The organism is Caballeronia sp. LZ032, from assembly GCF_031451315.1.
Taxonomy (GTDB): Bacteria; Pseudomonadota; Gammaproteobacteria; order Burkholderiales; family Burkholderiaceae; genus Caballeronia.
The window spans coordinates 558,475-577,572 of record NZ_JARUXP010000002.1 but is presented as its reverse complement, the minus strand read 5'-3'; the positions used below and the strand labels follow the sequence as shown (position 1 = coordinate 577,572).

Annotated in this window: 20 protein-coding genes; 7 read left to right on the top strand and 13 right to left on the bottom strand. The window is 64.5% G+C overall.

Annotated elements, in window-relative coordinates:
• The first annotated feature begins 13 nt into the window (after window positions 1-13).
• The 4 genes from QCE69_RS18100 to QCE69_RS18085 all read left to right on the top strand — a co-directional run bounded on the left by QCE69_RS18100 (window position 14) and on the right by QCE69_RS18085 (window position 2,662).
• A complete protein-coding gene (locus QCE69_RS18100) occupies window positions 14-664 on the top strand; it encodes a DUF1028 domain-containing protein (protein WP_309932140.1) in 651 nt (216 codons plus the stop codon).
• A 28-nt stretch (window positions 665-692) separates the two neighbouring features.
• Window positions 693-1,301 carry a glutathione S-transferase N-terminal domain-containing protein gene (locus QCE69_RS18095; protein WP_309932139.1) on the top strand — a complete coding sequence of 203 codons (609 nt, stop codon included), beginning with the start codon at window positions 693-695 and terminating at the stop codon, window positions 1,299-1,301.
• Between the two features lie 25 nt (window positions 1,302-1,326).
• Window positions 1,327-2,094 carry a class II aldolase/adducin family protein gene (locus QCE69_RS18090; protein ID WP_309932138.1) on the top strand — a complete coding sequence of 256 codons (768 nt, stop codon included), beginning with the start codon at window positions 1,327-1,329 and terminating at the stop codon, window positions 2,092-2,094.
• Window positions 2,095-2,158: 64 nt separating this feature from the next.
• Entirely contained in the window at window positions 2,159-2,662 is a 504-nt protein-coding gene (locus tag QCE69_RS18085; protein ID WP_309921117.1) for a flavin reductase family protein, read from the top strand.
• 19 nt (window positions 2,663-2,681) lie between these two features.
• Here QCE69_RS18085 and QCE69_RS18080 read toward each other — a convergent pair whose 3' ends face one another.
• Entirely contained in the window at window positions 2,682-3,275 is a 594-nt protein-coding gene (locus tag QCE69_RS18080; protein WP_309921114.1) for a LysE family translocator, read from the bottom strand.
• Between the two features lie 100 nt (window positions 3,276-3,375).
• Between QCE69_RS18080 and QCE69_RS18075 the strand changes: the two genes are divergently transcribed.
• Window positions 3,376-4,263: a LysR substrate-binding domain-containing protein gene (locus tag QCE69_RS18075; RefSeq protein ID WP_309932816.1), complete on the top strand. Its 888-nt coding sequence runs from the start codon at window positions 3,376-3,378 to the stop codon at window positions 4,261-4,263.
• A 28-nt stretch (window positions 4,264-4,291) separates the two neighbouring features.
• On the opposite strand, the gene QCE69_RS18070 is transcribed toward QCE69_RS18075, so the two are convergent.
• The 7 genes from QCE69_RS18070 to QCE69_RS18040 all read right to left on the bottom strand — a co-directional run bounded on the left by QCE69_RS18070 (window position 4,292) and on the right by QCE69_RS18040 (window position 11,694).
• Window positions 4,292-5,773, bottom strand: a complete 1,482-nt coding sequence (locus QCE69_RS18070) for a M81 family metallopeptidase (protein ID WP_309932137.1) — start codon at window positions 5,771-5,773, stop codon at window positions 4,292-4,294.
• Window positions 5,770-7,032 (bottom strand): Zn-dependent hydrolase, encoded by a 1,263-nt coding sequence (locus QCE69_RS18065; protein ID WP_309932136.1) that lies wholly within the window; start codon window positions 7,030-7,032, stop codon window positions 5,770-5,772. The genes QCE69_RS18070 and QCE69_RS18065 overlap by 4 nt, the downstream gene beginning before the upstream one ends.
• Window positions 7,033-7,069: 37 nt before the next feature.
• Entirely contained in the window at window positions 7,070-7,771 is a 702-nt protein-coding gene (locus tag QCE69_RS18060) for an ABC transporter ATP-binding protein (RefSeq protein ID WP_309814406.1), read from the bottom strand.
• Window positions 7,768-8,532, bottom strand: coding sequence for an ABC transporter ATP-binding protein (locus QCE69_RS18055; RefSeq protein WP_309814409.1), 765 nt, complete (start codon window positions 8,530-8,532; stop codon window positions 7,768-7,770). The genes QCE69_RS18060 and QCE69_RS18055 overlap by 4 nt, the downstream gene beginning before the upstream one ends.
• Entirely contained in the window at window positions 8,529-9,524 is a 996-nt protein-coding gene (locus QCE69_RS18050; RefSeq protein WP_409017886.1) for a branched-chain amino acid ABC transporter permease, read from the bottom strand. Before QCE69_RS18050 ends, QCE69_RS18055 begins: the two co-directional genes overlap by 4 nt.
• A gap of 23 nt (window positions 9,525-9,547) precedes the next feature.
• A complete protein-coding gene (locus QCE69_RS18045; protein WP_309932135.1) occupies window positions 9,548-10,408 on the bottom strand; it encodes a branched-chain amino acid ABC transporter permease in 861 nt (286 codons plus the stop codon).
• A 77-nt stretch (window positions 10,409-10,485) separates the two neighbouring features.
• Window positions 10,486-11,694: an ABC transporter substrate-binding protein gene (locus tag QCE69_RS18040; protein ID WP_309921102.1), complete on the bottom strand. Its 1,209-nt coding sequence runs from the start codon at window positions 11,692-11,694 to the stop codon at window positions 10,486-10,488.
• Between the two features lie 228 nt (window positions 11,695-11,922).
• On the opposite strand from QCE69_RS18040, the gene QCE69_RS18035 reads away from it, so the two are divergent.
• Window positions 11,923-12,759, top strand: coding sequence for an FCD domain-containing protein (locus QCE69_RS18035; RefSeq protein ID WP_309814420.1), 837 nt, complete (start codon window positions 11,923-11,925; stop codon window positions 12,757-12,759).
• 17 nt (window positions 12,760-12,776) lie between these two features.
• Complete coding sequence (locus QCE69_RS18030) at window positions 12,777-13,499, top strand: hypothetical protein (protein ID WP_309921098.1); 723 nt, start codon at window positions 12,777-12,779, stop codon at window positions 13,497-13,499.
• Here QCE69_RS18030 and QCE69_RS18025 read toward each other — a convergent pair.
• The 5 genes from QCE69_RS18025 to QCE69_RS18005 form a co-directional block, all read right to left on the bottom strand.
• The gene (locus QCE69_RS18025) at window positions 13,496-14,767 is read right to left on the bottom strand and encodes a cation:dicarboxylate symporter family transporter (RefSeq protein ID WP_309921095.1); all 1,272 of its coding nucleotides are present in this window, start codon (window positions 14,765-14,767) and stop codon (window positions 13,496-13,498) included. The two genes, QCE69_RS18030 and QCE69_RS18025, sit on opposite strands and share 4 nt — an antisense overlap.
• A gap of 107 nt (window positions 14,768-14,874) precedes the next feature.
• A complete protein-coding gene (locus QCE69_RS18020) occupies window positions 14,875-15,909 on the bottom strand; it encodes an Ldh family oxidoreductase (RefSeq protein ID WP_309921092.1) in 1,035 nt (344 codons plus the stop codon).
• The gene (dctA, locus tag QCE69_RS18015) at window positions 15,906-17,213 is read right to left on the bottom strand and encodes a C4-dicarboxylate transporter DctA (protein ID WP_404987384.1); all 1,308 of its coding nucleotides are present in this window, start codon (window positions 17,211-17,213) and stop codon (window positions 15,906-15,908) included. The genes QCE69_RS18020 and dctA overlap by 4 nt, the downstream gene beginning before the upstream one ends.
• Window positions 17,214-17,364: 151 nt before the next feature.
• Complete coding sequence (locus tag QCE69_RS18010; RefSeq protein ID WP_309921090.1) at window positions 17,365-18,540, bottom strand: UxaA family hydrolase; 1,176 nt, start codon at window positions 18,538-18,540, stop codon at window positions 17,365-17,367.
• 49 nt (window positions 18,541-18,589) lie between these two features.
• Entirely contained in the window at window positions 18,590-18,859 is a 270-nt protein-coding gene (locus QCE69_RS18005) for a UxaA family hydrolase (protein WP_309922880.1), read from the bottom strand.
• Window positions 18,860-19,098 lie beyond the last annotated feature (239 nt).

Here is a 19,098-nt window from a genome sequence, read left to right as displayed (position 1 = left end):
AACGCATACCGTCATGACCTTCTCTCTCGTTGCCCGTTGCGCCGAAACCGGCGCCTTCGGGATGATCGTCACTTCGTCGAGCATCTGCGTGGCCAGCCGTTGCGCATGGGTTCGCGCGGGCGTCGGCGCCGTCGCCACGCAGAACCTGACCAATCCGGCGCTCGGCAACATCGGCCTGGATTTGCTCGCGCAGGGCATTCCCGCCGCGAAGGTGCTCGACGCGCTGCAACGCATCGATCCACAACCGGACTATCGCCAGTTGAGCGTCATCGATGCGCGCGGCGAAACCGCCGTGTTCACCGGCGCTGCCGCGCTGCCAACTGTCGCGTCGGCGCGCGGGCTGAACTGCGCCGCGGCCGGCAACCTGCTCGCATCGAGCGACATTCCTGCTGCGATGGTCGCAGCCTTCGAGGCATCGAATGCGCCCTTCGCGGAGCGTCTGCTCGCTGCCGCCGATGCCGGGCTTGCCGCAGGCGGCGAAGTGCGCGCGCTGCGCTCGGCCGGCCTGCTGTGCGCGCATGCCGAGCCCTGGCCTGAAACCGATCTGCGCATCGATTGCGCGGAGACGCCCTTGCGCGCGCTGCGTGATCTATGGACCGTCCACGCACCGCTGCGCGACGGTTATGTGAGCCGCGCGCATGCGCCGCAGCTGACCGTCGTCTGAACCTGTTTCGCCACGAGGACAACTTCACATGCAACTGATGTACGCCGCAACATCGCCGTTCGTGCGCAAGGTGGTGATCGTCGCGCACGAACTCGGGCTCGATGCGCGCATCGAGAAAGTCGCCGCCACGGCCAGTCCGGTCAGGCGCAACGACACGCTCGGCGCGCTCAATCCCTTGTGCAAGCTGCCCACGCTCGTCACCGACGACGGCCTCGCGCTGTTCGATTCACGCGTGATCGCCGAGTACCTGTGCGCACAGGCAGCGCCCGAAGCGACCGTGCTGCTGCCCGAGGGCGCGGCGCACTGGACCGTGCGACGCGCCGAAGCGCTCGGCGACGGCCTGCTCGACGCGGCCTTGCTCATCCGCTACGAGACCGTGCGTCCCGAAGCCTTGCAGTGGGAACAATGGTCTTCCACGCAATTGCTGAAAGTGACCGCCGCGCTCGATGAAATTGAATGCATGTCGAATGCATTCAATGTGCCCGTCGATCTCGGCCAGATTGCCATTGCGTGCGCGCTGGGCTATCTCGACTTCCGCTTTGAATCACTGGACTGGCGCGCGGGCCGCCCTGCCGCGAGCGCATGGTTCGCGCGCTTCGCGCTTCGTCCGTCGTTCGCCGCGACTCGTCCTGCCTGACCTGCCCGACCAAGGAACCAGAACAATGCTCATCAAAGACCGCCCGCCGCTGCTCGTCCCGATCGAAACCGAAGCCGATGCGCGTCTGCATCTGTGCGCGCTGTATCGTCTGCTCGCTCACTACGGACTCGACGACACCATCTTCACGCACGCCTCGGCCAAGGTGCCGGGCGAAGAGGCCTTCCTCATCAACCCCTACGGCCTGCGCTTCGAGGAAGTGACGCCGGGTGGCCTGCTCAAGGTCGATTACGCCGGCTTCAGCGACGATCCGTCGAACCATCCCGCCAATGCCGCCGGCTACGTGATCCACAGCGCGCTGTTGTCGGCGCGGCCGGATATCGGTTGCGTGGTGCATACGCATACGCGCTCGGGCGTCGCGCTGTCGTGTCTCGAAGACGGTCTGCTGCCGATCAACCAGTTCGCGATCGAGTTCCATGACCGCATCGGCATGCATGAATACGAAGGTCTCGCCTTCAACCTCGACGAAGGCGAACGCCTGCGCCGCGATATCGCGGGCAAGGTGGGGCTGATCCTGCGCAACCATGGCTTGCTCGCCGTGGGTCCGAACATCCCCGCCGCGTTCTACCTGATGTACTACCTGGAGCAGTCCGCCCAGGTGCAGATGGACGTGCTCGCGTCCGGCCGGCCGTTCGTGACGCCGTCGCGGGCGCTGATCGAGAAGACCGTGAGCCAGTTCACCAGCAGCTTCAATCCCGCAGCGGCCGGTCACCGGATGTGGCCTTCGATGCTGCGCTTGCTCGATGAAAAATATCCCGGCTGGCGCGAAGACTGATCCACACACCGCTGAAGGCATGCACGCGGCTCGCCTCCGCTCAAATCACTCGCAGGAGCAGGAATTGCAGGTCACCGATCCGGTCATTGAGTTTCAGAAAGCGATGTCGCTGTTCGCCGCTGGCGTGACGGTCATCACCACGATGAGCGACGGCAAGCCGGCCGGTCTGGTCGCAACATCGGTATGCAGTCTTTCATCGACGCCGCCTTCCATCGTCGTGTGTGTCAACAAGAGCGCGGCCACGCACGACGTGTTGATCCAGGAAGGGAAGTTCGCCGTGAACCTGCTTTCGGTGGAGCATCGCGACGTGGTCGACCGGTTCCGCGACGTGCGCGGCGAAGCCCGCTTCGACACGCATCGGTGGCGCGTGAGCAAGACCGGTTCGCCGATGCTCGACGATGCCGTCGTCGTGCTCGATTGCGAAATCGCCGGGCGGCACGATGGTTTTTCGCATTCAATATTCATCGGCGTGATCCGGGATATTGCATTCACGCAACAGGACGATGCCCCGGCATGCCTGATGTGGCACGGCCGGACCTTCGCGCATTGCAGTCCATTGAGTGCGTGAAGCTCGCAGGCGGATCTGATCAGACCCACGCCGCGACGACGGACGCGCCCAGCATCGCACCCATCGCGAGATTGAGCACGCGCCATTGCAGCGGCGTGCGGAAGACCCGCGCCAGCACGGCGCCGAGCGCACACCACAGCGCAAGCGAGACGCACGCGGCCACGCCGAACGCCACCGCGAGCAGCATCGCAAGGCGGCCGGGACTACTCGCGAGCAACTCGAAGGACGCCGCCGCGCCGACGGTCATCGCCCAGCTCTTCGGATTGAGCCAGAGCAGCATCACGCCGTTGACGAGCGTGACCGGCCGCGCGGGGCCCGCTTGCGCGTTCAGCGGCCCGCTGCGCGCAATGCGCCACGCGAGCCACAACAGGTAGGCGGAGCCGATTGCCTTCACGGCGGTTTGCAACGTAGGCATGGCCAGCAGCATGCCGCCCAGGCCGAGCGCCGCCACCGCCGCAAGCGAAGCGAGGCCGGTCGCGATGCCGAGCATCAGCGGCAGCGAACGCGTGAAGCCAAAGCGTGCGCCCGATGCGGTGGCGAGCGTGGTGGCGCCGCCGGGCGTGACGGTCGCCACGGCGACAAAGAGGCAGAGCGGGAGGATCGAGGCAGTCATTAGCGCAAATCGGGTAATCGATATTTGCACTCTAGCGACCGCCTATGCATCATAAAAGCCAATAATATTGATGCCGTCCATTACCGCGCCTAATGCATCGATGATCCGCAATCTCGACCTCGACCTGATCCGCACGTTCGTGACCGTCGCCGACAGCGGCAGCATGACCGTGGCCGCACATCTCCTGCACATGACGCAGGGCGCCGTCAGTCAGCAGGTGAAGCGTCTGGAAGAGCAACTGGACTGCCCGTTGTTCGTGCGCAAGACGCGCAAGCTGGAGCTGTCGCGCCAGGCCGAACCGTTTCTCGTCAAGGCGCGTCAGCTGCTGAAGCTGAACGACGAGATCTGGGCCGACATGAACGCGCAGCCGTTGCGCGGCAGCGTGCGCGTCGGCGTGCCCTACGACCTCGTGACCCCGCTCGCTCCCGCAATGAAGGCATTCGCTGAAGCCCATCCGCATGTGGATGTGTCGCTGGTCTGCGCGGCCTCGTCCGAAGTCGGCGAGGCACTGGATGCGGGGCGCGTCGATGTGGCGCTGGTCGAAGCCGTCGCAGGCGAAGCCGAGGGCGACGTGATCCGTATCGAACCGCTCGTCTGGGTGACGGGGCGCGACAGCGTCGCGTGGCAGAAGCGGCCACTGCCTCTTTCGATGGTGGATGAACGCTGCGCCTTCCGGCCGCTGGTGCTCGGCGCGCTCGCGGACAAAGGCATCGCGTGGCGCACGGTCTTCGAGAGCGGCAACATCGAGGCGACCGCCGCCACGGTCAGGGCCGGCCTTGCGATTACCGCATGGCTCGCATCCACGGTGCCCGCCGACCTCGAAACGCTCGCGCCGCATCTCGCAGGCTTGCCTTCGCTTCCGCAGTTCGCCATTTGCCTGCGCTTGCCGGCATCGGCCCAGCCTTCAGCGCAGGCCTTCGCGCGCTGTGTGCGGGAAACGATGCCGCAGGAAGTTGCTTCATCAGGGCGGATCGCGAAGATCGCGTGAACATGAAGCCGCGGACGCACGCTGTCGCTCAATACCCCACATCCGCATCCAGCGGAAACACCGGACGCTTCAGATTGACGAACGGGAACAGCGCATAGTCCGAACTCGTCGGTCCGCGACTGTCGCACTCCACCAACCCTCCGGCGATAGGCACGAACACCGGGCGGCAATACATGCGCGACTTGAGAATCAGAAAACGGGCGCCGCGCGGATCGATGCCCACGCTTTCGAACACGCCCAGATCCCACGGTTCATGCGTGCGTTCGGTCAGGAGAATGCGCGCAGCAGGCGTTTCGATGACAGCCGCACGTCCCATGTAGGCGCGCTGTCCCGTGTAAGTCGGGCCGCTGATCACATACTCGCCATCCGTCAGCGCGCGAACGATACCCGTCACCTCGAAAGGCGGCTTGCCCCGCGAAGTCACACTCGCCAGCTTGTTGCCGATGCCGAGCGTGACCGTCGCGCCTTCGCCCGCCGCAAACAGCTGTGCCACCGCTTCCGGATCGCACAGCGGCCCGACGACGATGCCTTCGAGTCCCTGCCGCAACGCTTCCTCGAACGCATCGGTGGTGTCGCACGTGCCGCCTGACATGCAGTTGTCGCCATGATCGAGCAGCAGGATGGGCTTCGTGGCATCGCGCGCAAGCGACGCCCCTTCAGCGATGGATTCCGCAAGCGGCGCGCTGCGATACACGAAGTCTTCGCGCTCATCCCAGATCTGCCGTGCGATACGGTCCGCCACGTCCTGCGCCTTCGCCCGATCGCCGTCCGCCACCACCACCACGCTGATGCACGGCGATGCGATGTCCGCCAGCGAAAAACCCGACAACACCGAAACCGCCAGCACGCCGTCGCGTCCTTCGACGGCGCGCGCGGCATCGACGGCCCGCTTCATCGCCCCTGCGGCCGTCGAACTCCTGAGCGTGTGGGTCAGGAGCGGCGGCTGCGCCCATGCGATGACAGGCTTTGCCCGCGCATGAACCCGATCGAACACGAGCCGCGCCGCAAGCTCGCCGCTCTCGTACATGTCCACGTGCGGATAGGTCTTGAAGCTCGTGATGACATCGGCGTTGTCGATCATCTTCTGCGTGACGTTCGCATGCAGGTCCAGCGATACCGCAATCGGCGCATGCGGCAGCGCTCGCCGCACGCGTTCGAGCAGATCGCCTTCGCCGTCGGGCGAATTTTCGGCGACCATCGCGCCATGCAGATCGAGCATCACGAGGTCACAGCCTTCGGCGGCATCGACGATGGACTGGCAGATCGCATCGTAAGCCGCGGCATCCACGCGACCGCTCGGATTTGCCGAAGCGGAGATCGGCGTAACGATCTCCGCTTGCGCGCGTTCGGCGGCGTCGATGAACGCGGACATTGCCGTGCGCATGCCCGCGTTCTCGCGATAAGCCTCCGCGCCATAACAGGGACCATCGCGGCCGAAGGCTTCGAGCGGCGTCGGCACCGGCGAGAACGTGTTGGTCTCGTGGTTCATCCGGGCGATGAGGATCTTCATGCGCGCGCTCCTTCAACCGATGCATTCGCTGCGCGCAGCATCGCCTGAAGCAGCACGTTGCAGCCCGCTTCCAGATGGTCGGCGCGCGCATCCTCGATTTCGTTGTGGCTGATGCCGTCCTTGCACGGCACGAAGATCATCGCGGCAGGCGCGACGCGTGCGAGATACACGGCGTCATGTCCCGCGCCGCTTACCACGTCCATCGATGTCAGACCGAGCGCACCGGCGCCTTCGCGCACCGCCGCCACCAGCGATGCTTCGAAAGGCTGCGGCGCGAAGTAGACGACCTCGTCTACCGTCACCGGCAAGTCAGCCTGCGCACACAACTCGCGCAGCGCACGGTCCATCGCGTGCAGCGTCGCATCGTCGGGGGCGCGCAGATCGACGGTCAGTTTCACGCGCCCGGGAATCACGTTGCGCGAGTTCGGATGCACACCCACCCAGCCGACCGTGCCGCGCGCATGCGGCGTATGCGTCAGCGCAATACCGTTGACCGCGCGAATCAGGTCCGCCGCGACGAGCAGCGCATCGCGGCGCAGTTCCATCGGCGTCGGGCCGGCGTGCGCTTCCATGCCTTCGATCGTCACGTCGTACCAGCGCTGCCCGAGCGCGCCCTGCACCACGCCGATCACCTTGTCATTCGCCTCGAGCACCGGACCTTGTTCGATATGCGCCTCGAAATACGCGCCCACCGCATGCGCCGCAATGCGCTCGCCCGCGTAACCGATCGCCGCGAGCGCGTCCTTCACCGTCACGCCTTCGCGATCGGCCTGCGCCAGCGCATGTTCCAGCGTGAACGCGCCGGCGAACACACCCGAGCCCATCATCACCGGCACGAAGCGCGAGCCTTCCTCGTTGGTCCAGACCGCGACTTCGAGCGGCGCCTGCGTGCGCACGTCGTTGTCGTTCAGCGTGCGCAGCACTTCGAGGCCCGCGAGCACGCCATAGTTGCCGTCGAACTTGCCGCCGGTCGGTTGCGTATCGATATGACTGCCGGTCATCACGGGCGGAAGATCATGGCGCAAGCCCGCGCGGCGCGCGAAGATGTTGCCGATCGCATCCACACGCACCGTGCAGCCCATGTCCTTCGCCCAGGACACGAACAGATCGCGGCCCTGACGGTCCAGGTCCGTGAGCGCCAGACGGCACACGCCGCCCTTCTCCGTCGCGCCGATTTGCGCGAGTTCCATCAGGCTGTTCCAAAGACGCGCACCATCGATGCGCAAGCCGGCGTGCGCCGGCAGATCGTGAGCTTGCATGCCAGGTTTCCTTCGCTGTGTGCTATGTAGGCGGCGCTCAGACGACGCCGACACCGAGATAACGGTCCTTGACGGATTCATCCGCGATGAAATCCGCATTCGTGCCTTCGTAGACGATGCGCCCTTGCTCGATGATGGTGTGCCGATCAGCAAGCTGCGTGCAGACTTCGAGGTTCTGTTCGACCAGCAGAATGGTCACGCCTGCCTGCCGAATCAGCTTCAGTTGCGCGACGATCTCCTCGACGATCACCGGTGCAAGACCTTCCACCGGTTCATCGAGCATCAACAGACGCGGATGATTCATCAGCGCCCGGCCGATGGCGAGCATCTGCTGCTCGCCGCCCGAGAGCTGGCCGCCGCCGTTCGTCCTGCGCTCTTTCAGGCGCGGAAAGATGCGATAGATATCGGCGAGTTGCCACGGCGAATCCTTGCGCGCGCCGAGCCTCAGGTTCTCTTCCACCGACAGCAGCTTGAAGATGCCGCGATGCTCCGGCACGAAACACACGCCGCGCGCCGCGATCTTGTGCGGCGGCAGTTTCTCGAGCTGCGTGCCGTTGAAACTCACGCTGCCTTGCTTCGGCGTCACGACGCCCGCGATGCTCTTGAGCGTCGTCGATTTGCCCGCGCCGTTGCGGCCCAGCAGCGTGACCGTCTCGCCCTCGGCAATCTTCAGCGTCACGCCTTGCAGGATATGGCTCTTGCCGTAGTAGCCATGAAGGTTCTGGACCTCGAGCATCATGCGCGGCCTCCGGTGATCATGTTGCCGAGATAGGCGCTGCGCACGCGCGGGTCGCCGCGAATCTCGGCGGGCTTGCCTTCCACCAGCACGCGGCCCTGCTGCATCACCGTAATCGTGTCCGAGATGTCCATCACGATGTCCATGTTGTGCTCGATCAGCACCACCGTGTAGTCGTCGCGCAGGCTGCGGATCAGGTGCTTCATGTCGTCGAGATCGTCGATACCCATGCCTGACGTCGGCTCGTCGAGGAAGATGGCCTTCGGGCGCGCGGCCAGCGCCATGCCCACTTCCAGACGGCGCTGCTGGCCATGCGACAGCACACCGGCCTGCGTCTGCGCGAACCGTTGCAGCGCCAGACGTTCGAGAATGCCGTCCACCGTGTCGCGATGTTCGAGCGCGCCGCGCGGCGGCGTCCAGGCGTTGAGCGCGCGCTTCGAATCGACGCCCTGTGCGGCGAGCCGCAAGTTCTCGCGCACCGGCAGATTCGTGAACAGGCTCGTCACCTGGAACGAGCGCGCGATGCCGCGCTTCACGCGCCGGTGATCCGGCTCGCGCGTCACGTCATGTCCGTCGAACACGATCTGCCCCGCGCTGCTCGGCACGGTGCCGGTGAGCACGTGGAACAGCGTGGTCTTGCCCGCGCCGTTCGGACCGATCACCGAATGCACGGTGTTCTTGGCGATGCTCAGGTTCACATCGGTAAGCGCCGCGAACTTGCCATAGCGCTTGCCTAAGTCTTTTGCCTCCAGTAACACGCTCATGCTGGCTCTCCCCCTTCACGCTTCACCGCGCGCCAGATGCGCTCGCCCAAGCCCCACAGGCCGCGCTGCATGAACAGGCTCACGGCGATCAGCACGAGGCCCAGCAACAGCAGCCAGCGCGGCCATAGCGTGGCGAGCCAGTCGGCGAACAACACATAGAAGGCTGCGCCCAGCACCGAAGAAAACAGATTGCCCGTCCCGCCGATCACCGTCATCACGAGGATCATCTCGCTCGTGTGATAGTCGATGTTGGACAGCGGCGCAATGCCGGTCATCAACGCGTGCAGCGCGCCGGCCAGCCCCGTGACCGCACCCGACACGACGAACGCCGCGAGCTTGAAGCGCTTCACGTCGTAGCCCACGGCGGCGGCGCGCGCTTCGTTGTCGCGGATCGCGAGCAGCGTGCGGCCGAACACCGAGTGCGACACGCGCAGCATGACCCAGAACGCGATCAGGAACAGCACCGCGACGAACGCGTAGTACTGCCACGGCGACGCGATGGACACGAGCGGATGCCCGAGAACCGACAGCGCGGGACGCGGAATGTCGAGCAGGCCGTTGTCGCCGCCGGTGAGATCGGGCGTCGTGTAGGCGAGGAAGTAGAACATCTGCCCGAACGCCAGCGTGAGCATCACGAAGTACGCGCCGCGCTGACGAATGGAGAACCATCCGACCACCGCCGCCGCCACGGCGCCCACCACGATGGCGCCAAGCAGCGCAGCGGGAACCTGGAGTCCGGCTTTCGTCAGGATCAGCCCGGCGCTATAGCTGCCGAGGCCGAAGAAGATGCCCTGCCCGAACGAGAGCAACCCGGTATGTCCCAGCAGCAGGTTGCAGCCAAGCGCCGCGAGCGCGAAGACCAGTACTTCCGTCGCGAGCGATCCGGAGCGGACGGTCAGCGGCAGGATGCAGACGACCACGGCCGCGAGCAGAAGAAAGCGATAGCGGTGCAGCGCATGCCGCGGGGAAGGTCGTGACTCGCTCACGTTCAGCGCCTCCGATGTCGGTTTGGAATTCACGCGGCCCTCCCGAGCAATCCGTTCGGACGCAGCAACAGAACCGCCGCCATGGCGACATAGATCATGAGACGCGCGCCTTCGGGCCACAGCGTGCTCATCACGCTCTGCACGATGCCCACCAGCAGTCCGCCGACGAGCGCCCCCAGAAAATTGCCCATGCCGCCCACCACCACGACGACGAAGGCCACGCCGAGCGCTTCGATGCCCATGAAGGGATCGACACCGCGAATCGGCGCCGCCAGCACGCCGGCGAGCGCCGCGGTGCCCGCGCCCAGGGCGAACACGAGACTGAAGATGCGCGTCACGTTGATGCCGAGCAGCGACACCATCTCGCTCGATTCACTGCCCGCGCGCACCGCGCTGCCGAGCCGCGTGCCTTCGAGCACCCACCAGAGCAGCGCCGCGAGCACGGCCGTGAACGCGATCACGAAGAGCCGGTACTTCGGGTAGATGAAGCTGCCCCAGATCACCACGCCGTTGAGGATGTCCGGCACGGCCACGTTGTCGCCGATCGGCCCCCACGCGATGATCGAACACTCCTGGATCACGAGCGCGAGTCCGACCGTCGCGAGAATATGAAACTCATGCTGCTGCGCGTAGACGTGCCGCAGCACGGCCTTCTCGACGACCCACGCCAGCGCGCCCACGATCACGGGCACGATGACGAGCGCGGTCCAGAAGTTCATCGACCATTGCATGGCCTGATAACAGAAATACGCGCCCAGCAGATAGAACGCGCCGTGGGCGAAGTTCACGAAGCGCAACAGCCCGAACACGATCGACAAGCCGACCGCGAGCAGAAAGTACAGCATGCCCACGCCGATGCCGTTCACGACCTGCAACAGATAAACGTTCATGGCCTTGCGTCAGAAGAGTGACGGAGCGAATGCGGGCCGCGCCTGCATTCGCCTGGAAGACACACACGCCACGCGCCTTACGCGAGCTTGCACTGCGTCTTGTCGAGCGGCAGGAACGACTGGCCGGAGCTGACGATATCCGCGTAATCGTCCTTGTCCTTCATCTTGCCCTTGGCCTTGCCCTTCAGAAGATAGTAGTTCTTCAACACCTGATGGTCGCCCGCGCGGATCTCTTCGGGACCCGTCAGCCCGGCGTACTTCATCCCTTCGAGCGCCGCGATCACCTTCTTCGGATCCGCACTGCCCGCCTTCACGATGCCGTCCAGCAGGATCTTCGTGCAGATATACGAGCCGGCGAGGCTGTAGTTCGGGTTCGACTTGTAAGCCGCGTTCACGCGCTTGACGAGGTCATGATTCAGCGGCGAGTCGATCGCATGCCAGTACTGTGCGCCGAAGTACACGCCTTCGCAGATGTCCGGGCCGAGCGCTTCGAACTGTTCGAGGCCCGATGCCCACGCCATCAGGATCGTGCAGTTGTTCTTCATGCCGAAGCTCACGGCCTGCCGCAGCGTATCCGACGATTGCGAGCCGAAGTTCAGGATCAGCAGCACATCGGGCTTGGCCGCTACGGCGTTCGTCAGATAGCCGCTGAACTCCTTTTCGTTGAGCGAGTGATAGCTGTTGCCCACGTGCTCGATGCCCTTTTCCTTGAAGATGTTCTTCGCGGCGGACAAGAGGCCGTCGCCGAACACGTATTGCGGCGTGATCGTGTACCAGCGCTTCGCGTTGGGCATCGTCTGGATCAGCGGCCGCACGGTCTGTTCGATGGCGCCGAAGGTCGGCACGGACCAGCGGAAGGTGGCGCTGTTGCAGTCCTTGCCGGTGAGTTCGTCCGCGCCCGCCGTCGTGATGAAGATGCCGCCGGCCTTCTCGGCTTCCTTGCCCATGGCGAGCGCCTCGGACGAGAGAATGCCGCCCGCGAAGAAATGCGCGTTCTTCTGCTGCGCGATTTCCTGAACGCGCCGCACCGCGGTTGCGGGTTTTCCCTCGGTATCGAGCGTCGTGTAGGCGAGCGGCTGGCCGAGCACCTTGCCATATTGTTCGATGGCGAGCTTCATGCCGAGGTCGGCGTACTTGCCGTTGGCCGCGAAGGGGCCGGACATCGGCACCGGACAGGCGAACTGGAGCGGCGACCCCTGCGCCAGCGCGCTTCTTGATACGAGCGCTTCGAACGATCCAGGAATGGCCGTCAGCGCGGCCAGCTTCAACATGTTTCGGCGATTCAAAATTGACGCTCCTTGAGAGATGACCTTCGCGACCGCCGCGCTTTTTTTCGTGATACGTTCAGGCATCGGCTGGCTTCATCCTATTTATCATGATAAATAGGATGAAGCTGATGCTAGGAACAATAAATTCGGGTGTCAATAAGGCAATATTCCGGTCTGCGCGAAAGCGCATGCGAATGAAGGTGCCCTGGACAGGTTGAACGGCCGGCGAGTCGAGAGGAGCAAGGAATGGTGATGGAGCGTGCCAAGCGCGCCGGCGCGGGAATCGAGCTCGCGCGGCAATCGATCAAGCAGCCCAAGCGCGCGGACCTGGTCGCCGAGGAAATCAAGCGGCTGATCACGGAGAAGGACCTGAAGCCCGGCGACAAGCTGCCGCGCGAAGTGGAATTGCAGCAGCTCTTCACGGTGAGCAAGAGCACGATTCGCGAGGCGCTCAAGTCGCTCGAAGTGCAAGGGCTCATCAAGGTGACGACGGGGCCGTCGGGCGGCGGGACCATCGTCGAGGTGCCGCTCGACCGCACCTTGCAGTTGCTGCAGAACTATCTGTTCTTCAAGGACGTGACCATCGACGACATCTACACCGTGCGCCAGTTGCTCGAACCCGAACTGGCGGCCGGTGCGGTGCCGCATCTCACCGAAGAAGACTTCGCGGCGCTCGAAAGCAATATCGCCTGTTGCGACGAGCCGTCGTCGGCGTTGGCGGGCAAGGATATCGTCAGGCAGCGTCAGGAAGACGTGAACTTCCACGACATCCTCGCCGCCGCGAATCCGAACCCGTTCCTGCGCTTCAGTTGCGAGCTGATCAACGAAATGATCCGCCAGTTGATCGAATATCGGAACGATACGCCGCAGGCCGAACATGAACGCTTCGGGCGCGCCAACGTGAAGATTCATAAGGCGATCACCGAAGCGGCGCGCGCGCGGGACGCCGAAAAGGTCCGCGAGCTGATGGTGATTCACATGACGGAAGCGCCGCGATACGTGAAGCGCATGAAGGGCAAGCTGCGCGGGCGGCTGATTCTCGATTCCGAAATCCGCAAGCGCATGCGTGCGCGCAGCGAGTGATCCAGGAGCGACATGCCGTGCCTGGCGAACTGACTTCCTTCTTCTGGAGCGGCGACACGTTGCGCAGCCGCTCGGTCAGCCGCATCGTGCTGTCGGATACGCTCGACGTGCCCGCGCCTTCGGCGCGCGTGCTCGCGGACTGGCAACGGGAGATAACGTCCCAACTGGATCTGGAAGCCGGCGACGTCGAACCGATGTCCCTCGCGCGCACCCAGGCGCGCTGGCCGGATTATCGCCACTGCGTGCAGGCCATGGTTGCGTGGACGGATGCGCTCGGATTGCCCGGTGCGCTGGCTTCGAGCGACGTGGCGCTGATGGCATGCCGTGGCGCACGCTATCACCATGACGGCGCGCAGTACGGCGGCGCGGCGTTCTGCAATCTGTTCCTGAGCGAGGACAAGGGACTGGATGTGCATTTCCCGCTCACGGGCCAGCGCATTCCATTGGTGCGCGGAACCGCCATGATCTTCGATACGGGGCAGCCGCATGCGGTCATCCCGCGTGGCAGCAGCGGCTTCTGCGAAGCGGACTTCGCGCCGGATCAGGACCTCACCCAAGTGTTCCTGACCTGGGAGCTTCCCGTCGAAGATGCACGTATCGCGCAAGCCCTGAACGTGGCCTTCGATACAGCCCCCGCCACCGCCCTCCAACTCGATGACGAACAAGTGTGGGTGGATGGTGCGCCTGCCAGCTTGTGTCCGGAGACAGGGAGTTGGAAGCCAGTCGGCCAGCCCGGCTAACGCGTCACCGCCTTCGGCCGCATCCCAAGCGTCTCGCGCATGCACACGTCATCGCGCTGACGCTCCCAGTGCGCGACCGCCACCGTCGCCACTGCATTGCCGATCATGTTGGTCGTCGCGCGAATCTCCGCGATGAAGCGATCGACGCCCAGCACGATCGCCGCGCCTTCAATCGGAATGTGCTTGAACGCGGCAAGCGTCGCGAGCAGGCAGATGAAGCTCGCGCCGGCCACGCCCGCCATGCCGCGCGAGGTCAGCATCGAGATGCCCACCAGCACCGCCTGTTCCGCCACGGATAATTGAATGCCGAATGCCTGTGCAATGAATACCGCGCAGATCACCTGCGCGACGCAGGTTCCGGCGAGATTGAAGGTGTAGCCCATCGGCATGACGATGCCGACCACGCCAGTCGGACAGCCCAGCGCTTCGAGCTTCTTCACGAGCTGCGGGAACGCGGCTTCCGATGACACCGTCGCGATCACCAGCAGGATCTCGCCGCGAATGTATTTGAGCAGACGCCAGAGACTCACGTCGCACATCAGGCAGATGCCGCCGAGAATCAGCACGATATACGCGAGCGTCGCGACATACACGGTGACGAGCAGCATCAGCAGCGAGTTCATCGTGCCGAAGCCGAACTTGCCCACCGCATACGCCATCGCGCCGAACGCACCGATGGGCGCAAGCCGCATCACGATGCGCACGATGCCGAACAGCGCACTGCCGACGCCTTCGAAGAACTTGTAGGCCGTCTCGCCGGTCTTGCCCGCATGCGACAGGCCGATCGCGAAGAGCGTCGAGAACAGCACGACCTGGAGCATGTCGGCGTTTGCGAATGCCGATACCGCACTGTCCGGAATGATGCCCAGCAGGAAGCCCATGATGCCGCCCGATGCATGCATCGAGTGTTCATAGCCGTTGAGCACGCTCGCGTCGATGGAACTGGGCGTCAGGTTCAGGCCTGCACCCGGCTGGATCGTATTGACTGCCCAGAGCCCGAACAGCAGCGCAAGGGTCGTCGTGAGTTCGAACAGGATGATCGACTTCCCGCCGATCCGCCCGAGCGCGCCCGCACCGCCCATCTCCTTCGCGCCGAGCACGATGGTCACGAAGATCAGCGGCGCGGTCACCATCTTCACCAGCTTGATGAACGCCGTGCTCAGCGGCGCCACGCTCTGCCCCGCATGCGGGAAGTAATGGCCGAGCAACGCGCCGGCGACGATTGCGATGAGAACCTGCACGTAAATCTGACGAAAGATCTTGCGCATGCTTGTCTCCGGGGCGTCTTGAAGGCGCCTGTTCGGGTATCGCGAGGGAAGGTGTTCGTGCGGTGTGTTGCCTTTTACTGATAAGAATTTTTTATGCGGAGCGGATATCAGAGCGCGTCAGCGTTATCGTTCGCCAGTGCGCTGAGTTGCTCGAACAGCTTGCGGTTCAGCACGATGCCCGAGCGCTCGCTGGCCGCCGCAATCTCATGCCGCCGATAACCCGGCAGACGCACGTCGTCATCCGCGAGCATCAGTTCGATCAGCGTCTCGATGCGCTCCTGATAGACCCGCGAGCCCGCCAGCGCATCCGGATCGAGCAGCCAGAACAGATGGCCCACGCCCGAGCGCGGACCCTCTTCGGTCAGGAACGATCCCGCCTCCGAACCGAACTGCGCGCCCGACAACGCCGCCGCCAGCAGTTCCACCATCAGCGCCAGCACGGCGCCCTTCGCGCCGCCGAAGGGCAGCATCATGCCGCCGAGCGCGGCGTGAGCGTCGGTGGTCGGCGCGCCATCGGCGGTGGTGGCCCAGCCTTCCGGAATGGGCTTGCCGTCGCGGGCCGCGACCATGATCTTGCCGCGCGCCACCTGCGACAGCGAAAGGTCGATCATCAACGGCTCGGCCTGTGCACGCGGAAACACGGCGGCAATCGGATTGGTGCCGAGCAGCGCGCGCTTGCCGCCCCATACAGGCATGGAACCCGGCGCATTGCTGAACGCGAGACCGACGAGTCCCGCCTGCCCCACCGCTTCGAGGTGATACGCGCCCGCGCCGAAGTGATGACTGCGCGTGACGCTTGCCGTCGCCGTGCCGAAAGTGCGGGCGCGTTCGATGCCGGTCGCGATGGCAAGTGCGCAGGCATCGAAGGCGAGGCCATCGGCGGCGTCGACGAGAAACGCCGCGCCCCGGTCGCGCACGATGGACGGCACCGCCGCCGCATCCACGCGGCCGTTGCGCAGTTGCGCGAGGTACATCGGCAGGCGTGCGACGCCATGTGAGGACAGACCGCGCGCATCGGCATAGACGAGCGCCTTTGCCGTGGCTTCCGCAGCCGATGCGGTGGCGCCCGCCGCCAGCAAGGCGCGGCGCGCGAGTGCGTGCAGTGTGTCGGGAGCGAGCGTGATGTCTTCTGATGCGGTCATTTCTGCAGATCCTGCGCGGGTTCGATCAACATGCGCGTGTCCTCCTGGAGGGCCGCGCGCGGGTCCGCGAGTATCGCACGCGCGGTTTCGACATCGAACACGCCTTCCCAGCGCGCGACCACCAGCGTCGCCACCGCATTGCCGATCATGTTGACGAGCGCGCGGATCTCGTTGAGCACGCGATCGATCCCGATGATCAGCGTAATGCCCGCCACCGGAATGATGTTGTGCGAGGAGAGCGTAGCGGTCAGCGCGACCAGCGCCGCGCCCGCCACGCCCGCGCCGCCCTTCGACGTCAGCAGCAGGATCGCCAGCAAGCCGAGTTGCTGCATCAGCGAGAGATGCGTGTTGGTGGCCTGCGCGATGAACAGCGAGGTCATCGTCAGATAGATGGCGGCGCCGTCGAGGTTAAACGAATAGCCCGTGGGCAGCACGAGACCCACCACCGACTTCGGACAGCCGAGCCGTTCGAGCTTCTCCATCAGCCGCGGCAGCACGGATTCCGTCGTGGAGGTGCCCAGCACGATCAGCAATTCCTCGCGCAGATAGCGCAGCAGCGGCCACAGGCTCACGCCCGCCCAGCGGCACGCGGTGCCCAGCACGAGCACGACGAACAGGATGCTCGTCACGTAGAAGCACAGGATCAGCAGGCCGAGTTGCTGCAAGGTGCCGATGCCGTACTTGCCCACCGTGAACGCGATGGCGCCGAACGCGCCAAGCGGCGCCAGACGCATGATCATCTCGACGATGCGCATCAACGCATCGCCCAGTTGCTCGATCGCCTGCGCCAGGAACTTGCTGCGTTCGGCCATCAGCGAGAGCGCCACGCCGAACAGCACCGAAAACAGCAGCACCTGCAACAGATCGCCGCGCGCGAACGCGCCGACCACCGAGTTCGGCACGAGTTCTTCGAGCAGGCTCTTGTGCTCGGCGGTGTGCACTTCGGTGACGAAGTGCGAGACCGCGCCGGGATCGAGCGTCTTCGGATCGATGTCGAGACCCGCGCCCGGATGCACCACGTTCGCGACCACGAGACCGATGACCAGTGCGATGGTCGTGACCACTTCGAAGTACAGGATGGTCTTGAAGCCGACGCGTCCCACCTGCTTGAGGCTCTCCATGCGCGCGATACCCACGGACACCGTGCAGAAGATCAGCAGCGTGATGAGCATCTTGATGAGGCGGATGAAGGTGTCGCCCAGCGGCTTGAACTGCACGCCGAGCGTCGGCGCGAAATAGCCGACGAGAATGCCGGCTGCCAGGCCGATCAGGACCTGGACATAGAGATGCTTGAGCACGCGCAAGATGGTGTCTCCTCCACTTGCTGTCAGATGACTTGCGATGCGCGCCGCCGCGGTCCGGGCCGTTTCTGTGACGGCTTGCCGGACCGCCGGGCGCATCGGGCGGGGACTTCTGTATGCCTCTGCAATCCTTGCTTCTGAAACTACCGCAACGTCATGCGCTTTCGAACAGACGCGTCAGCACGAACTCGCGATGACCGAGCGTCTCCGCAGCGGTCCAGCGGCCGTTCGCGGTGGCAAGCATGCATTCGAGGAGCTTGTCGCCGGTCTGGTCGAGGTTCTGCTCGCGTTGCAGGATCCCGGAGACATCCACGTCGATGTGTTCACCCATCGTGCGTACCGTGCGGGGGTTCGCGCAGATCTTGATGACGGGCACGATGGCATTGCCGATCACGTTGCCTTGCCCCGTCGGGAAGAAATGCACCGCGAAGCCCGATGCCGCGCACAGCGTCACCATCTCCGCCGCCGCCGACGACGAATCCATGAACCACAGGCCCGAATGCGTCGGCTCTTCGGCCTTGTCGAGCACGCCGTCCACCATGCACTTCTTGCCGATCTTCTGGATGTTGCCGAGCGCCTTTTCTTCGATGGTCGTCAGGCCACCCGCGATGTTGCCCTTGGTCGGCTGCGACTCGGAGAGGTCGTCGGTCTTCCAGCGGTTGATCATGTCCTGATAGCGGTCGAACATGAACTGGAAGCGCTCGCGCACGCCGTCATTCGCGCAGCGCGCCGCGACGATCTGCTCGCCGCCCGTCAGTTCCGAGGTCTCGCCGAACACCAGCGTATTGCCGAGGCCGTAGAGCTTGTCGAACGCATTGCCGACCGTGGGATTCGCGCCGCAGCCCGACGTCGTGTCGGATTCGCCGCACTTCGTGGAGACCCACAGTTCGCTGATCGGGCATTCCTCGCGTTCGAGCGCGGTGGCGTACTGGACCATTTCTTTCGCGGCCTTCGAGGCACGCATGATGGTGTCGTGATCGCCATGCAGTTCGATGCCGAAGCCCATCACCGGCTTGCCCGACTTCGCAATGCCGTCCACGACGCGCTTGGTCCAGCCCTCCTCGATGCCGATCACCACCACCGCCGCGACATTCGGATTGGAGCCCGCGCCGATCAGCGTGCGGAAGTGCAGGTCGAGGTCGGCGCCGAACTGGAGGCGGCCGTAGGGATGCGGAATGGCCATGGTGCCCTTGATGGCCGCTTCGACCGCCTGGGCGGCGGCATTGGACAGGTCGTCCACGGGCAGGATGATGACGTGGTTGCGCACGCCGACGCGGCCGTTGTCCCGGCGATAGCCGCGGAAAGTGGTATCCAGTTGAATCGCGCTCATGGTGTCTCTCTCTCGATGTGGGGTGAAGGGTCCGATGCAGCGCGACGGCTTACCAGCGCTTCGTCTTGATGTTGTGCACGTGCGCGTGCTCGCCCGCCGAGATGGGCGCGACCACCTTGCCGATGTCCACGCCGTACTTGAACACCGTGTCGCCCACTTTCATGTCCTTCAGCGCGACCTTGTGACCGATGGGAATGTCCTGCTTCGCGGGCACTGTGACGATCTCGTCCTCGTCCATCATCCACGCGTTCAACTGCGATCCGGCCTTGATGCCTTCGACCACCGCGACGCCCACCGTGTCCTTGGCTTCGTGCAGCACGATATGAATGGTCCTGCGCTCACCCGCTTCCGCCTGGGTTGCACTGCTTGCTCCCGCTGCTGCGTGACTCATGTGCTCCTCCTGTTGGTGATGTTCCGATGGCCTGCCCGGGATGCCCCGCGCCGTTCGTTGAGATGCATGGTAGGCGTCGATGTCATCCATGTCAACTAGGTCATCTATATGTGTTACATGTTTCTGGAGACGCGGGTTACAATACGCGGACAGTTCAGGAGAAGGTC

Bases quoted from the DNA above. Each gene is read 5' to 3' on its own strand.
- QCE69_RS18100 (WP_309932140.1), top strand. From the start codon at position 14: ATGACCTTCTCTCTCGTTGCCCGTTGCGCCGAAACCGGCGCCTTCGGG.
- QCE69_RS18095 (WP_309932139.1), top strand. From the start codon at position 693: ATGCAACTGATGTACGCCGCAACATCGCCGTTCGTGCGCAAGGTGGTG.
- QCE69_RS18090 (WP_309932138.1), top strand. From the start codon at position 1,327: ATGCTCATCAAAGACCGCCCGCCGCTGCTCGTCCCGATCGAAACCGAA.
- QCE69_RS18080 (WP_309921114.1), bottom strand. From the start codon at position 3,275: ATGACTGCCTCGATCCTCCCGCTCTGCCTCTTTGTCGCCGTGGCGACC.
- QCE69_RS18075 (WP_309932816.1), top strand. From the start codon at position 3,376: ATGATCCGCAATCTCGACCTCGACCTGATCCGCACGTTCGTGACCGTC.
- QCE69_RS18070 (WP_309932137.1), bottom strand. From the start codon at position 5,773: ATGAAGATCCTCATCGCCCGGATGAACCACGAGACCAACACGTTCTCG.
- QCE69_RS18065 (WP_309932136.1), bottom strand. From the start codon at position 7,032: ATGCAAGCTCACGATCTGCCGGCGCACGCCGGCTTGCGCATCGATGGT.
- QCE69_RS18060 (WP_309814406.1), bottom strand. From the start codon at position 7,771: ATGATGCTCGAGGTCCAGAACCTTCATGGCTACTACGGCAAGAGCCAT.
- QCE69_RS18055 (WP_309814409.1), bottom strand. From the start codon at position 8,532: ATGAGCGTGTTACTGGAGGCAAAAGACTTAGGCAAGCGCTATGGCAAG.
- QCE69_RS18045 (WP_309932135.1), bottom strand. From the start codon at position 10,408: ATGAACGTTTATCTGTTGCAGGTCGTGAACGGCATCGGCGTGGGCATG.
- QCE69_RS18035 (WP_309814420.1), top strand. From the start codon at position 11,923: ATGGTGATGGAGCGTGCCAAGCGCGCCGGCGCGGGAATCGAGCTCGCG.
- QCE69_RS18025 (WP_309921095.1), bottom strand. From the start codon at position 14,767: ATGCGCAAGATCTTTCGTCAGATTTACGTGCAGGTTCTCATCGCAATC.
- QCE69_RS18020 (WP_309921092.1), bottom strand. From the start codon at position 15,909: ATGACCGCATCAGAAGACATCACGCTCGCTCCCGACACACTGCACGCA.
- QCE69_RS18010 (WP_309921090.1), bottom strand. From the start codon at position 18,540: ATGAGCGCGATTCAACTGGATACCACTTTCCGCGGCTATCGCCGGGAC.